Annotated in this window: 13 protein-coding genes; 5 read left to right on the top strand and 8 right to left on the bottom strand. The window is 68.5% G+C overall.

What is annotated here, in order from left to right:
- Positions 1–5: 5 nt before the first annotated feature.
- The gene (locus OG452_RS05505) at positions 6–812 is read right to left on the bottom strand and encodes a hypothetical protein (RefSeq protein WP_327294488.1); all 807 of its coding nucleotides are present in this window, start codon (positions 810–812) and stop codon (positions 6–8) included.
- 203 nt (positions 813–1,015) lie between these two features.
- Here OG452_RS05505 and gcl point away from each other — a divergent pair, with 203 nt between their 5' ends.
- Positions 1,016–2,800, top strand: coding sequence for a glyoxylate carboligase (gene gcl / locus OG452_RS05500; RefSeq protein ID WP_327294487.1), 1,785 nt, complete (start codon positions 1,016–1,018; stop codon positions 2,798–2,800).
- 78 nt (positions 2,801–2,878) lie between these two features.
- On the opposite strand, the gene OG452_RS05495 is transcribed toward gcl, so the two are convergent.
- On the bottom strand, positions 2,879–3,913 hold the full coding sequence (locus tag OG452_RS05495; RefSeq protein WP_327294486.1) for an ABC transporter permease subunit: 1,035 nt from the start codon (positions 3,911–3,913) through the stop codon (positions 2,879–2,881).
- Positions 3,910–4,926 (bottom strand): ABC transporter ATP-binding protein, encoded by a 1,017-nt coding sequence (locus tag OG452_RS05490; RefSeq protein ID WP_327299514.1) that lies wholly within the window; start codon positions 4,924–4,926, stop codon positions 3,910–3,912. The genes OG452_RS05495 and OG452_RS05490 overlap by 4 nt, the downstream gene beginning before the upstream one ends.
- A 272-nt stretch (positions 4,927–5,198) precedes the next feature.
- Between OG452_RS05490 and OG452_RS05485 the strand changes: the two genes are divergently transcribed.
- Positions 5,199–6,326, top strand: coding sequence for a sensor histidine kinase (locus OG452_RS05485; protein ID WP_327294485.1), 1,128 nt, complete (start codon positions 5,199–5,201; stop codon positions 6,324–6,326).
- Positions 6,323–6,979 carry a response regulator transcription factor gene (locus OG452_RS05480; RefSeq protein ID WP_327294484.1) on the top strand — a complete coding sequence of 219 codons (657 nt, stop codon included), beginning with the start codon at positions 6,323–6,325 and terminating at the stop codon, positions 6,977–6,979. Before OG452_RS05485 ends, OG452_RS05480 begins: the two co-directional genes overlap by 4 nt.
- A 411-nt stretch (positions 6,980–7,390) precedes the next feature.
- Here the strand turns inward: OG452_RS05480 and OG452_RS05475 are convergent, their stop codons facing one another.
- The 3 genes from OG452_RS05475 to OG452_RS05465 form a co-directional block, all read right to left on the bottom strand.
- Positions 7,391–8,848 (bottom strand): catalase, encoded by a 1,458-nt coding sequence (locus OG452_RS05475; protein WP_327294483.1) that lies wholly within the window; start codon positions 8,846–8,848, stop codon positions 7,391–7,393.
- Between the two features lie 196 nt (positions 8,849–9,044).
- Positions 9,045–9,935, bottom strand: coding sequence for a 2-hydroxy-3-oxopropionate reductase (locus tag OG452_RS05470; protein WP_327294482.1), 891 nt, complete (start codon positions 9,933–9,935; stop codon positions 9,045–9,047).
- 35 nt (positions 9,936–9,970) lie between these two features.
- The gene (locus OG452_RS05465; protein WP_327294481.1) at positions 9,971–10,792 is read right to left on the bottom strand and encodes a TIM barrel protein; all 822 of its coding nucleotides are present in this window, start codon (positions 10,790–10,792) and stop codon (positions 9,971–9,973) included.
- Between the two features lie 125 nt (positions 10,793–10,917).
- On the opposite strand from OG452_RS05465, the gene OG452_RS05460 reads away from it, so the two are divergent.
- Both OG452_RS05460 and OG452_RS05455 read left to right on the top strand, forming a co-directional pair.
- Positions 10,918–11,178, top strand: coding sequence for a hypothetical protein (locus OG452_RS05460; RefSeq protein ID WP_327294480.1), 261 nt, complete (start codon positions 10,918–10,920; stop codon positions 11,176–11,178).
- Complete coding sequence (locus tag OG452_RS05455; protein ID WP_327294479.1) at positions 11,175–11,570, top strand: helix-turn-helix domain-containing protein; 396 nt, start codon at positions 11,175–11,177, stop codon at positions 11,568–11,570. Before OG452_RS05460 ends, OG452_RS05455 begins: the two co-directional genes overlap by 4 nt.
- 241 nt (positions 11,571–11,811) lie before the next feature.
- Here the strand turns inward: OG452_RS05455 and OG452_RS05450 are convergent, their stop codons facing one another.
- Entirely contained in the window at positions 11,812–12,024 is a 213-nt protein-coding gene (locus tag OG452_RS05450) for a DUF397 domain-containing protein (RefSeq protein WP_327294478.1), read from the bottom strand.
- Entirely contained in the window at positions 12,021–12,845 is an 825-nt protein-coding gene (locus OG452_RS05445; protein WP_327294477.1) for a helix-turn-helix domain-containing protein, read from the bottom strand. Before OG452_RS05445 ends, OG452_RS05450 begins: the two co-directional genes overlap by 4 nt.
- Between the last annotated feature and the right edge of the window lie 441 nt (positions 12,846–13,286).

Below are 13,286 nucleotides of genomic sequence, written 5' to 3'. Positions count from 1 at the left end.
AGGTCCTAGGTCTGTGCCGCGCCCGTGCTGACCAGTTCGTCGGCCGGTCGGTTGACCGGCTGCGGGGCGCCGGTGAGATCCAGCGCGAAGAGCGGCACGGCCAGGTCGTCGGCCCGGGTGCGCGCGTCGGCGGTGTACCCCGAGAGGGAGAAGAAGACGCACGCCGACGCTGAACTCATCCCGTGCAGCCACAGGCACTCTATGTCCCGCAGAACCGCGGGCCGGGTGGTGGCCTCGACCGTGGCGATCAGGCCGGGGCCGTGCAGATCGATCCCGGAGGCGGGCCGCCGCTCCGGCTGCACGATGCCCCGGAAGCCAAGCCACTCCAGATAGCGCGCCGCCGCCGACACCACGTCGCCCGCGGTGCGGATCGCCATGGGACGGAAGACGGGCCGGGGCGCGGCGGCCGCGCGTGGAGCGGCCGCGTCCTCAGCCGCCGTGTCCGGGACCGCCGTGCCCGGTGCCGCCGTGTCCGGGGCCGCCGGGGGAGTCGTCACCGGGCGAACCGCCAGCCGCAGGACCGTACCGCAGGAGCAGCCGATCTCGGGGCGCGGCCACTCGCTCTGCCGGCCGCACGCGGCGCAGCGGACCGCGACCCACTCGTCCGACCAGCTCCGGCGCGTGATCGGCACCGGCGGCGTGTCCGTCAGCAGCGGCGGGGCGAGCGGAGCGCCGCAGGCGCAGGGCAGGACCGTCGCCAGATAGGCGTGTTCCTCCAGGCAGACCGGGCAGCGCACGACCGCGCTCGTAGCCCGCTCGCCCGCGCCTCTTCCGGCACCCGTCCCCGCTCCCTCTCCCGCGCCTTCTCCCATGGGGTCATCGTCCACCAAGCGGCCCGGCCCGGGGGCGTACTTCGCACAGGTGACCCATGTCCGTCCCTCTTCCCTTGACGGCAGGTACAGCCACCTCTTACATTGCTTCCGTATAGCAGAAATGAACTTCCGTAATACGGAATTGGGCGATCTCAGGTTGGCGCGACAGGAGGCCCACTCCGACTGGCGAGCAGGAGTATTCAATGCCTCGTATGACCGCTGCCCGAGCGGCAGTCGAGATTCTCAAGCGCGAGGGCGTCAGCAACGCGTTCGGCGTGCCGGGCGCGGCGATCAACCCCTTCTACGCGGCCCTCAAGGCCGCCGGCGGCGTGCGGCACACGCTCGCCCGCCACGTCGAGGGTGCCTCGCACATGGCAGAGGGATACACCCGTACCCACCCCGGCAACATCGGCGTCTGCATCGGTACGTCGGGCCCCGCGGGCACCGACATGATCACCGGCCTCTACTCCGCCACCGGTGACTCCATCCCGATCCTCTGCATCACCGGCCAGGCTCCGACCGCCGTGATGCAGAAGGAGGACTTCCAGGCCGTCGACATCGCCTCGATCGCCAAGCCGGTCACCAAGGCGGCGACCACCGTCATGGAGGCCGCGCAGGTCCCCGGCGTCTTCCAGCAGGCGTTCCACCTGATGCGCTCGGGCCGCCCGGGACCGGTCCTCATCGACCTGCCGATCGACGTGCAGCTCACCGAGATCGAGTTCGACCCGGAGACGTACACCCCGCTGCCGGTCTACAAGCCGGTCGCGTCCCGCGCCCAGATCGAGAAGGCGATCACGCTCCTCAACGAGTCGGAGCGGCCGCTGATCGTCGCGGGCGGCGGCATCATCAACGCTGACGCCTCCGAGCTGCTGGTGGAGTTCGCCGAGCTGACCGGTACGCCGGTCATCCCGACCCTGATGGGCTGGGGCATCCTCGCCGACGACCACGAGCTGAACGCGGGCATGGTCGGTCTCCAGACCTCGCACCGCTACGGCAACGCCACGTTCATGGAGTCGGACTTCGTCCTCGGCATCGGCAATCGCTGGGCCAACCGCCACACGGGCAAGCTCGACACGTACACCAAGGGCCGCAAGTTCGTCCACGTCGACATCGAGCCCACCCAGCTGGGCAAGATCTTCGCCCCCGACTTCGGGATCGCGTCCGACGCCAAGGCCGCCCTTGAGCTGTTCGTCGAGGTCGCGCGTGAGCTGAAGGCCGCGGGCAAGCTGCCGGACCGCAAGGAGTGGGCCGCCTCGGCCCAGGACCGCAAGGCCAGGCTCCAGCGCCGTACGCACTTCGACAACGTGCCGATCAAGCCGCAGCGTGTGTACGAGGAGATGAACCGCGCGTTCGGCCCCGACACCCGTTACGTCACCACCATCGGCCTCTCCCAGATCGCCGGCGCGCAGATGCTGCACGTCTACAAGCCGCGCCACTGGATCAACTGCGGCCAGGCCGGCCCGCTCGGCTGGACGATCCCGGCCGCGCTGGGTGTCGCCACCGCCGACCCCGGTGCGACGGTCGTCGCGCTCTCCGGGGACTACGACTTCCAGTTCATGCTGGAAGAGCTGGCCGTCGGCGCGCAGCACAACATCCCGTACGTCCATGTCCTGGTGAACAACGCCTACCTGGGCCTCATCCGCCAGGCGCAGCGCAACTTCGACATCGACTTCCAGGTCAACCTGGAGTTCGAGAACATCAACTCTCCCGAGCTCGGCGTGTACGGCGTGGACCACGTCAAGGTCGCCGAGGGGCTGGGCTGCAAGGCGATCCGGGTCACCGAGCCCGACCAGCTGCTGCCCGCCTTCGAGGAGGCCAAGAAGCTGGCCGCGCAGTACCGCGTCCCGGTCGTCGTCGAGGCGATCCTGGAGCGGGTCACCAACATCTCGATGAGCGGCACCGACCTCGCCGGCGTCAACGAGTTCGAGGACATCGCGACCGAGCCGGGCCACGCCCCGACCGCGATCCTCCCGCTGATCACTTCCTGACCATCGCACCGGAAAGGGCGGGTCGCCGGCAACGGCGGCCCGCCCTTTGCGTGTTCCGGCGCCCCGGGACGGCGGTGGTCACAGAAGCCGCTTGCGGCCCCAGAGGATGACGAAGGCGACAACGGCGGCGGTGACGGCGAGCATGATGCCGGCTCCGAGCCACTGCATCGTGTGCATCTGGGAGACGGGGAGGTAGTCCATGGAGTAGCCGATGACGTGCTTGGACTCCAGGCAGGCGGTGTGCGCCTTGTCGTCGCCCGAGCGATCGAGGCAGGTGGTCCAGTCCAGACGGCTTCCGGAGCGGGTGAGGAAGTAGGTGCCCTGGCCCTGCTGTTCCGCCTGGGCGGGCAGCGTCGGAAGCGCGGCGCCGGGACCAATGCCCTTGTGGGTGCTGACCGACATGATGTGCCCCAGGCTCAGCCGGAACCGGTCCCAGACGACCCCGATCGCCACGACGATGCCGAGTGTGACCACCATCGACACCAGCGTGCGGCGCAGGAGCATTCCGACCGCCACGCCCACGGTGAACGTGAGCAGGGCGTAGGCCACCGGCGTGACCCCCGTGACGTCGAAGAAGGAGGTCCAGGCCAGGGCGGCTGAACGCCCCTGGACCGGGCTCCACCACCAGGTGAAGACGGCGGCGAGCACGGTGGTGGAGAGCGCGATCAGAGCGGCGGGCATGGCGAGCTTCGTGGTGAGCCACCGCAGCCGGCTGACGGACTGCGAGGTCACCAGCTTCGCGGTGCCGGACTCCAGGTCTCCCGCGATGAGCGGAGCACCGAGGAGGACCCCCGCCAGGACGGGGATGTAGCCCAGGTAGCTCCCGACGCTGAACATACGGTCGGCGTACTTCTCGAAATCGGCCGGCAGGCTGTCGGACTTGTGCGGGGTCGAGTCGTAGCTGCCCAGGTAGTCCATCATCTGCCCGCGCAGCCAGACCATGACGAGCACGCAGAGGGCGGTGAGAGCGATGAGGGTCCAGAACGCGGCGCGGTGCTGGCGCCAGACGAGCCAGACCGTACCGCCGAGCCGGGGGCGGGCCTCCGAGCTCCGTCCGTTCCTCGGGCGCCCCTCGGGCGCCGGGCGGGCCGGGTTACGGGTGAGCGTGGTCATGCGGTCACAGCCTTCTTCGGGTCGCGGGTGATGATGTCGTGGATGTCGCCGACCCGGGCGCTGGGGGTGATCAGCGCAGGCGCGTCGGGTGAACGCAGATAGGCGAGCAGGAGTTCTTCCAGGGTGGGCGGCTCGGCCTGCCCGCGGTACTCGATCGGCCCGCCGAGCCGCACCAGGACGCCCGGCCTGCCGTCGCCGCCGTGCGACCCGAAGCTGTGGGTCTGGATGCTGTGGTCCCCGATGCTGTGCGACCCAATGACGTGGTGCGGTGTGACGACTGGGGACGAGCCGTCTCCAGGAAAGGTGAACAGGGCGTGTGCGGCGCGCAGTTCGTCCACCTCGCCCGCGAGACGCAGCCCGCCGTCCGCGATGACGAGGAGGTAGTCGCAGACGTACTCCAGCTCGGCGAGCATGTGCGATGACACCAGCACCGTTGTGCCGTGTTCGGCGGCCTCCGCCGTCAGTGTGGCCATGAGCTCGCGGCGGACCAGCGGGTCCAGATCGGACATCGGCTCGTCGAGGATGAGCAGATCAGGGCGCTTTCCGAAAGCCAGGGCGAAGGCGACGCGGGTGCGCTGACCGCCGGACAGTGTTCCGATCTTCGCTCCCAGCGGTACCTGGCCCGCGCGGACGATCCCCTCGGCGACCCCCTGGTCCCAGCGGGGGTTGAGCTCTCGGCCCAGCCGCAGGGTCTCGGCGACGGTGAAGCGCCGGAACAGCGGCTTCTCCTGCGTCAGGAACGCCGTTCGCAGAACCGCCTCCATCGACCCCGGCGCCGCGCCGAACACCCGCAGGGCGCCGGTCGTCGGCCGGATCATGTTGGTCGCCAGACCCATCAGGGTGCTCTTACCTGCGCCGTTGGGGCCGACGAGGCCGCACACCCGCCCGGCCGGCAGCCGGAAGGAAACGTCCCGCAACGCCCAGCCGCGCCGGTACTGCTTGCCGAGCCCATGGGCCTCGAACGCCGGCTCGCCGACGGGGCGCGTGAACCCCGTTCCGCTTCCCTGGTGCATCTCTGCCTGGTCCATATGGTGTGGCTCCTGTGAGTGTGGAGGGGCGGCCACCGGGGCGACGTCGGCCGTGGTCATGACATGCTCGTCGGGTGATGAATGGCGAACGCCGCCCGGCGGGAACAACTCTCCTCGGCCGCGTCCCTCAGGGGATCCGGCGAAAGACAGATCCTGCGCGGCCGGCTCAGACTTTCGGCCGGTCGGCGGGGGAGAGAGGGGAGGCGGCGAGCAGCGCGGCCACAGGGACAGGGCGTTCGCAGCTACTGCCTGTCACGGTGTGGCTGCTGTTGGTCGGGGCCCTGGCCGCCCTCGTGGCGCTGGACTGCGTGGGCGGTTTCTACTGGACCGAGGGATACGGCCCCGCCAAGCCGATCGGCGCCCTGCTCGCCGTCGCTCTCGTCGTTGTGTCGCCCCGGCTCGGCGCCCGGGCGCTGCCGATGGCCGCCTGCGCCCTCGCGGTCGTGTCGCTGTGCCTCTCGGTCCTGCTGCACGTGGAAATGGTGGCTGCCTCACAGGCGATGGGATTCGCGGAACCGGCGTCGCTGGTGTGGCTCCTGCTGGTCGTCGCCCGGCGCGGTATGCCGTCGTGGGCGGCGGCGGCCGTCCCCGTACTGTTCCTGGCCGTCGTGGTGCGGCCGGTGTCGGTCGATGTGCGGCAGTCCACCACCATCATGGCGCTGCTCTTCGCCCTGGCAGCGGTCACCGCGTTGGGCACCGGCCTCGGGACGCGGCTGCTTCTGGTGGACCGGCGGCGGCAGGCGGCGGCTCTCCGGCTGGAGCAGCGCACGGAGTTCGCCAGGGACCTGCACGACTTCGTCGCCCATCATGTGACCGGCATCGTCGTACAGGCACAGGGAGCCCAGGCGATCGCGGGCCGGCGGCCCGAACTGGTGCCGCCCGCGCTGCAGCGGATCGAGCAGGCCGGCTCGGAGGCGCTGACCTCCATGCGGCACATGGTGGGGATGCTGCGGGACGCCGACGGGGAAGTGACACTGACGCCGCTGGCGGGCATCGGCGAAGTGCGTTCGCTGGTCGAGGAGTTCTCGGCCGTCGGTGGTGCCCGGGCCCGGCTCGATCTGGACGGTACCTTCGACGACCTGCCGGTCGAGGTGACCACCACCGCACACCGGGTGGTGATGGAGGCCCTCACCAACGTACGCAAACACGCCCACGGATGCACCGAGGTGCGGGTGCGCGTGGGCCGCTCGGGAGACCGGCTCACCGTACGGGTCAGCGACGACGGACGGCCGCGCCATGTCTCGCAGGGCGGCTTCGGGCTGAAGGGCCTGGACGAGCGGGTGGGCCTGATCGGCGGAAGCGTCCAGGCGGGCCCGGTGACGGGCGGCGGCTGGGGCGTCGAGGCGACGCTGCCGGTGGCCACGGCAGGGGAGGCGGCCTCGTGACGATCCGGGTACTGATCGCCGACGACCAGGCCATGGTCCGTGCCGGGTTCGCGATGATTCTCGCAGCGGAGGACGACATCGACGTCGTCGCGGAGGCCACGGACGGGGTGCACGCCGTGGAACTCGCCGGACGCCACCGGCCCGACGTGGTGCTCATGGACATCCGGATGCCCCGCATGGACGGGCTGGAGGCGCTGCGCAGACTGACGCGCCCCGGCACGGTGGATCCGCCGAAGGTCGTCGTGGTCACGACGTTCGACGACGACGAGTACGTCCAGCGCGCCCTGAGCGAAGGCGCATCCGGATTCCTGATCAAGGACTCCGGGCCTGCCCTGCTGGTCGAGGCCATCCGGGCGGCCGCATCGGGCGAGGCACTGGTGAGCCCGGCCATCACCGTCCGGCTGCTGCGGCGCCTCAACAGCGCCGTGCCCGTCGTACGGGAGCCGCACACCGCGCTCTCCGCGCGGGAGACGGACCTGGTACGTCTGGTGGCCAGAGGGCTGACCAACGCCGAGATCGCCGCCGGACTGTCCATCTCGGTGGGCACGGTGAAGACCCATCTCGCAAACGTGCAGATCAAACTGTCCGCCCGCAACCGCGTGGAGATCGCCGCCTGGGCCTGGGAGTCCGGCCTGGTCGAGGGGCGTGGATGAGTCCGGTCCGAGCCTGGGGCACACGAAAAGGAGTGCGGAACAAGGGATCGTGGACCCTGTTCCGCACTCCGGCTCGTGGTGCTGGATACCGCCCGACGGTACGAGGCTGGGCGCGACAGGACATTCGTGCCGCCGGGCGGGGCATTGGGGTGGTGCTCTGAACGGTGCGGCTGTGGGGAGGTTCCCGCTGTGGGGCAGCAGGGGACCGCGGCGGAGTGCGATCGGCCCTCCCGCCCCTCTCCTTCACATCAGGAGAGCGCCGGGGAGCCTTGACCACCGCACTGGCATCGTCGCTCCGCCGCGGTCCGCAGGCTTGTCCGGGCCGCCGGCCACCCCTCATCGGGACGGTGGCCCGGACCGCGCCGGTGACCTGACCTCCCGTCAAGTCACCTGCGCCGTCTATCGGTTCGCTCAGTCCTCGCGCAGGGCGCGGACCGCTTCCTCGACGCGCTTGCCGTACTCCGTGTCGGCAGCGTGGAAGTGCGCGAGGTTCTTCTCGATGACCTCGTCGAGGGTGACCTGCGAGAGGCCGCTCGCGATGTTGGCGATCAGGCGCGACTTCTCGTCGTCGGACATGAGCCGGTAGAGCTCGCCCGCCTGGAAGAAGTGGTCGTCCTTCACGTGCTCGGCGGCGCCCTGCGCTCCGGTCCAGCCGGTCACGGGCAGCGGGGCGGCCAGGGGTGCGTCCGTCTGGGCCGGGCCCGCGTGGGAGTTCGGCTCGTAGTTCTTGTCGTGGCGCGAGCCGTAGCAGGTCGCCATGGCGCCGTCCCGGCCGTAGTTGTCGGCGGTCGCCTTGCGCGGCGCGTTGACCGGCAGCTGCGTGTGGTTGATGCCCAGGCGGTAACGCTGCGCGTCGGCGTAGGCGAAGAGACGGCCCTGGAGCATCTTGTCCGGCGAGGGCCCGATGCCGGGCACGAAGTTGTTCGGCGAGAACGCGGCCTGCTCGACCTCGGCGAAGACGTTGTCCGGGTTGCGGTCGAGGACCAGCCGGCCGACGCGCTGCAGCGGGTAGTCGCTGTGCGGCCACACCTTGGTGACGTCGAACGGGTTGAAGCGGTAGTCGGCCGCCTCGGCCGCCGGCATGATCTGGACGTGCAGCGTCCAGGACGGGTTGACGCCCCGCTCGATCGCCTGGAGCAGGTCGGTCTGGTGGCTGTCGGAGTCCTTGCCCACCAGTTCGTTGGCCTGGTCGGCGGAGAGGCTGCGGACGCCCTGGTTCGTCTTGAAGTGGTACTTGACGAAGAAGGCCTCGCCCTGCGCGTTCGTCCACTGGTAGGTGTGCGAGCCGTAGCCGTTCATGTGCCGGTACGAGGCGGGGATGCCGCGGTCGCCCATCAGCCAGGTCACCTGGTGGGTCGCCTCGGGGGAGTGTGCCCAGAAGTCCCAGACGTTGTTCTGCTCCTGCTTTCCCGTGAACGGGTCACGCTTCTGGGAGTGGATGAAGTCGGGGAACTTGATGGGGTCCTTGATGAAGAACACCGGGGTGTTGTTGCCGACGAGGTCGTAATTGCCCTCGTCGGTGTAGAACTTCAGCGCGAAGCCGCGCGGGTCGCGGACCGCGTCCCGGCCACCCAGCGAGTCGGCCACGGTGGAGAAGCGGATGAATGTCTCGGTGCGCTTGCCCACGGCGGAGAGGAAGTCGGCGCGGGTGAAGCCGGTGACGTCGTCGGTCACCTCGAAGTAGCCGTACGCGCCGGAGCCGCGGGCGTGGACGACACGCTCCGGAATGCGCTCACGGTTGAACCGGGCCAGCTTCTCCAGCAGGTGCTGGTCCTGGATGAGGATCGGACCGCCGACGCCGGCGGTGGCAGAGTTCTGGTTGTCGGCGACCGGGGCGCCTGACTCGGTCGTAAGCACGCGCTTCGACATCGTGGACCTTCCGTACTGGGGCTGCTGACGGCTTGAGGAGCGTAAATACGCTGCGAACGCTACGTCAACAGTTTGTTGAAATTGAGGTGAGGAGACCGGACCGCGGCAGCGCCTGGGCGCGACAGGACAGGTGTCAGCACTGCCGCGGACCGGAGTTCGGAAGGGGCCGGACGGAGCCCCGGAAGGGAGGCGGGTGTCAGGCCTGCTGGCCGGACAGCCGCTCGACCGAGCGCAGCAGTGCGGAGTGGTCGAGGCCGCCGTCACCCTGGGCGCGCAGCGAGGCGACCAGCTGGGCGACGACTGCGCCGACGGGCAGCGCGGCGCCGACGTTGCGGGCGGCGTCGGTGACGATGCCCATGTCCTTGTGGTGCAGGTCGATCCGGAAGCCGGGCTTGAAGTCCCGGTTCAGGAAGTTGTCCTTCTTGCGCGTCAGGACGGTCGAACCGGCCAGCCCGCCGTTGAGGACGTCGAGGGCCGCGCTGAGGTTCACACCGGACTTCTCCAGGAAGACCACGGCCTCGGCGCACGCCTGGATGTTGACGGCGACGATCAGCTGGTTGGCGGCCTTCACCGTCTGGCCCGAACCGTGCGGACCGCAGAGCACGATGGTCTTGCCCAGCGCGTCCAGGATCGGCTTGGCGGCGTCGAAGTCGGCCTGCTCGCCGCCGACCATGATCGAGAGTACGGCCTCGATGGCACCGGCTTCGCCGCCGGAGACCGGGGCGTCCAGGACGCGCAGGCCCTTCTCGCCACCGGCCTTGCCCAGGTCGACCGAGGTCTGCGGGGTGATCGATGACATGTCGATCAGCAGCGCGCCCGCCTTGGCGTTCTCCAGGATGCCGTCAGGACCGTACGCGATGGCCTCGACATGCGGCGACGCGGGGACCATGGTGATCACCACGTCGGCGTCGCGCACCGCTTCGGCGATCGAGGACACGGCGGTGCCGCCTGCGGCGGCCAGCCGGTCCAGCTTGTCCGGCTCCAGGGTGTAGCCGGTCACCGAGTAGCCGGCCTTGATCAGGTTCTCGGACATCGGCGAGCCCATGATGCCGAGGCCGATCCATGCGACCTTGGGGAGATTGCTCATGCGGGGGTCCTCTTTCAACACGCGGGTGGAGATGGTCAGTTGGGGAGCCAGCCGAAGGCGTCGGTGCTCGGCCGGCCGCCCGGCTTGTACTCCAGGCCGACCCAGCCGTCGTAGCCGGCCTTGGTCAGCCGGTCGAGCAGGTCCTCCAGCGGCAGCGAACCCGTGCCGGGCGCGCCGCGGCCGGGGTTGTCCGCGATCTGCACATGGCCGGTCTGTGCGGCGTAGGTGTCGATGACCTCGTTGAGGTCCTCGCCGTTCATCGACAGGTGGTACAGGTCGAGCAGGAACTTCGCGTTCCCGAGCCCGGTCAGGGCGTTGACCTTGTTGACCACGTCGATCGCCGCCGGAGCGCTCACCAGCGGGCAGAGCGGCGACTCCGGCTTGTTGAGCGCCTCGATGAGCAGGATCGCGCCCACCCGGTCGGCGGCGCGGGCCGCTACCGTGAGGTTCTCCAGGGCCAGCTCGTCCTGGACCGCCGGGTCCACGCCTTCGACCCGGTTGCCGTACAGCGCGTTGAGCGCCTTGCAGCCGACCGACGCGGCGAAGTCCGCCGCGATGTCGATGTTGGCGCGGAAGCGGTCGGACTCCTGGCCGGGAACGGAGAGCGCGCCCCGGTCCGGGCCGGGGAGCCGGCCGGCGTAGAAGTTGAGACCCACCAGCTGGGTGCCGGCGTCGTCGAGTGCCTTTTTGAGGGCGTCGAGCTCGGCCTGCGGAGGGGTGGGGGTCTCGATCCAGGGCCACCACAGCTCGACCGCGCTGAATCCGGCCGCGGCGGCGGCCGCGGGACGCTCCAGAAGCGGGAGTTCCGTGAAGAGGATCGAGAGGTTCACATCGAAGCGCTGGTCCGTGTAGCCCATAAGGCGTTCGGCGCTCCTTCCGTATTGCGGAAGTTACTTTCTACTTGATGGAAGATTGCCTGTCGCCCTGCTGAGCTGTCAAGTGGGCCTGCCTTTTTTCGTCCCTCGCGCAGTAGGTTGTGCGCGTGCGATTGAGAGTGGAATTCACGACGGAGCCCTTTGATCTGGACGATGCGCCGCCCCATGCGGTGGTCGCCCGGGAGGTCATCCAGGCTGCCGAGCTGGACGCGGTGGACGTCGGACCGTTCGGCAACACCGCCGAGGGCGCGTCCGACGCGGTGCTGACCGCGGTTGACGCGCTGCTCCGCCGGGCGCTGGGCGCGGGCGCCACCCGGGTCTCCCTCCAGGTGAACGTGATCGGGCAGGACGGGGAGGACCAGAAGTGACCGAGCCGGGAGACCACCCACTCGTCGCGGCGGTGAAGCCGCTGGCCGACGCCATGGGGGCCGAGATCCTCGTACCGGACCAGGCGCGGGAGGACGACGTCGTGCTCGCCTGGGAGGGGGTGGACGTCCTGGCCGTGCGGCTGCCGCAGCTCTCGGACTCCCTCGACCACATCCTGGCGGCGCTGGAGCGCCGGCACGGGGTGCCGCTCTCGGAACTGGACCGCAAGACGAAACAGGCAGTGGTACGGATACTGGAGGCGCGCGGCGCCTTCTCCGTACGCCATGGCGTGGAGACGGTGGCGGGTGCCCTCGGGGTCAGCCGCTTCACCGTCTACAACTACATCAACTCCCAAGACGAGAAGCGAGCTGCTGAGCAGCGTGGCCGACCATGAGGAGCGGTCCCTCACCTGCGGAAACCGCCAGGGAGTTAGCGGAGTCCACGAGAAGCCTCTCCCCAGTGGACAGGGAGTCTCTGATGGCCTACCTGAGGGCCTTGGACGGACCCACCCGACCCGTCGTACTCCCAAGGCAAGACAGCCCTCCTGCGGGGCCTTGTAGGACTAGAAGGGTGGCTCTTCCGTAACGACAGAGAACCCCCTGCCTCTCGGCAGGGGGTTCAGTGCGTTCTCAGGCTCAGATGTGGCTGCCCTTGGCGAAGCCCACGAAGACCCCCCAGACGCTGTCAGGGAGCATCAGGACAGGTCCGGCAGGGACCTTGCTGTCACGGACAGGAACGCGCCCGCCATCAGCCGCAGAAGGCGCCCACTCCAGGCAGTTGCCGCCATCGGTGTTGCTGTAACTGGACTTGACCCACTGGTAAGGGGCCTGGTTCGTCAAGAGGGTCATAGCTTCTCCATAGTCTCTCTGATTAGGTCCGCGCTCTTACGGGCCGGATGAGCCTCGCTCAGAAGGCTCTCAAAGGCCCGCTGCGCGGGCCTGACGTACACGGGGTCCTCAATGATCCCAGTCATACGGTAGGTCTCAACATAGACCGTGCTCACCAGACTTGGCGACGTGAGCACTGATGCTGGACTGTCGATCAGGGGGTGTGCCTCTGCATCAAGCGGAAGGATCTGGATACGGGTAGTTGGCTGCTCACCGAAGGTTAGAAGCGCCGCTAGCTGCTCCAGCATTGCCTCACGGGGTAGTACTCGTCGGGCAAGTACGGATTCACACATCACCACCCGTACGTCTGGCGGGTTAGCTTCAGCGAAAATTTGTTGCCTAGCTAGTCGTTTGGCAACGGAAGATGACACCTCCTGTTCTGTTGCCCGGAATGGTCCAGCACGGAGTAACGCACGGGCGTACTCCTCTGTCTGAAGCAGTCCGGGGATGATGGCGGGAGCCCATTCCCAAATCTGTACGGCACCACGTTCTAGCTCCATCCTGCGGCGGTACAGCTCTGGGAAGTCAGCAGCAACGCACTGTTCGTACAATCTCTTGAACAGCCCATCAGTGCTGAAGACTTGATCCAACCAGGGCACAACCGCAGGGGGAATATGCCCCTTGCCTGATTCAAGTCTGCTGATGGTGCTCTTGCTGGTCTTCACCAGCCTCGCTAACGCTTCCTGCGTTAGTGAGCCAGAAGGGTACAGCTCCCTCGCGGACTTCAGTTCCTCAGCGAACGCCTTACGGGGGTCGGCGTCACCCGAGACATGCTCCGACATCCCATTTCCCCCTGACCGGTCGTGTGGTCACGACTTTGGACCTTGCTAAGTGTGCTGGTCAGAGGCTTCTGCATATGCCTAGCCGACCAACCCCCAGGTAGGTCCCTGAATCCCTTCCACGGTAGCCGGACTTGGGCAACTCTGTAAGCGCAACAACGGAGTTCGCACCCAAGAGAGGGAAGCCGGATGGCCAGCACTCCCCCCACCCAGCTCTCTGATGCAGAGCAGTTGGAGTCCCTAATAGAAGCTGGTGGCCTCTGGAGGTTGGCGCCTGACTGGCTCCCCCGTGACGGGTACGCGGAACCAACTCGGCCTGTAATGAGCAGAGTTGAGGCGGGACTGAGGAGACTGGTCCCAGATGAGTGAGACCACAGATCTGACCATCAGTGACCCTGCCCTGGAGCCTGTTCCGATGGAAGGCTGTCGTGTCTGTGTAGCAGC

Source organism: Streptomyces sp. NBC_01197 (genome assembly GCF_036010505.1).
Taxonomy (GTDB): domain Bacteria; phylum Actinomycetota; class Actinomycetes; order Streptomycetales; family Streptomycetaceae; genus Streptomyces.
Note: the sequence above shows the minus strand (reverse complement) of the source record. Positions and strands in the feature narration are given on the sequence as shown.

What these genes read in the sequence shown, in the direction of transcription:
- OG452_RS05495 (WP_327294486.1), bottom strand. Translation starts at nt 3,913, where the DNA reads ATGACCACGCTCACCCGTAACCCGGCCCGCCCGGCGCCCGAGGGGCGC.
- gcl (WP_327294487.1), top strand. Translation starts at nt 1,016, where the DNA reads ATGCCTCGTATGACCGCTGCCCGAGCGGCAGTCGAGATTCTCAAGCGC.
- OG452_RS05505 (WP_327294488.1), bottom strand. Translation starts at nt 812, where the DNA reads ATGGGAGAAGGCGCGGGAGAGGGAGCGGGGACGGGTGCCGGAAGAGGC.
- OG452_RS05490 (WP_327299514.1), bottom strand. Translation starts at nt 4,926, where the DNA reads ATGCACCAGGGAAGCGGAACGGGGTTCACGCGCCCCGTCGGCGAGCCG.
- OG452_RS05445 (WP_327294477.1), bottom strand. Translation starts at nt 12,845, where the DNA reads ATGTCGGAGCATGTCTCGGGTGACGCCGACCCCCGTAAGGCGTTCGCT.
- OG452_RS05465 (WP_327294481.1), bottom strand. Translation starts at nt 10,792, where the DNA reads ATGGGCTACACGGACCAGCGCTTCGATGTGAACCTCTCGATCCTCTTC.
- OG452_RS05470 (WP_327294482.1), bottom strand. Translation starts at nt 9,935, where the DNA reads ATGAGCAATCTCCCCAAGGTCGCATGGATCGGCCTCGGCATCATGGGC.
- OG452_RS05450 (WP_327294478.1), bottom strand. Translation starts at nt 12,024, where the DNA reads ATGACCCTCTTGACGAACCAGGCCCCTTACCAGTGGGTCAAGTCCAGT.
- OG452_RS05475 (WP_327294483.1), bottom strand. Translation starts at nt 8,848, where the DNA reads ATGTCGAAGCGCGTGCTTACGACCGAGTCAGGCGCCCCGGTCGCCGAC.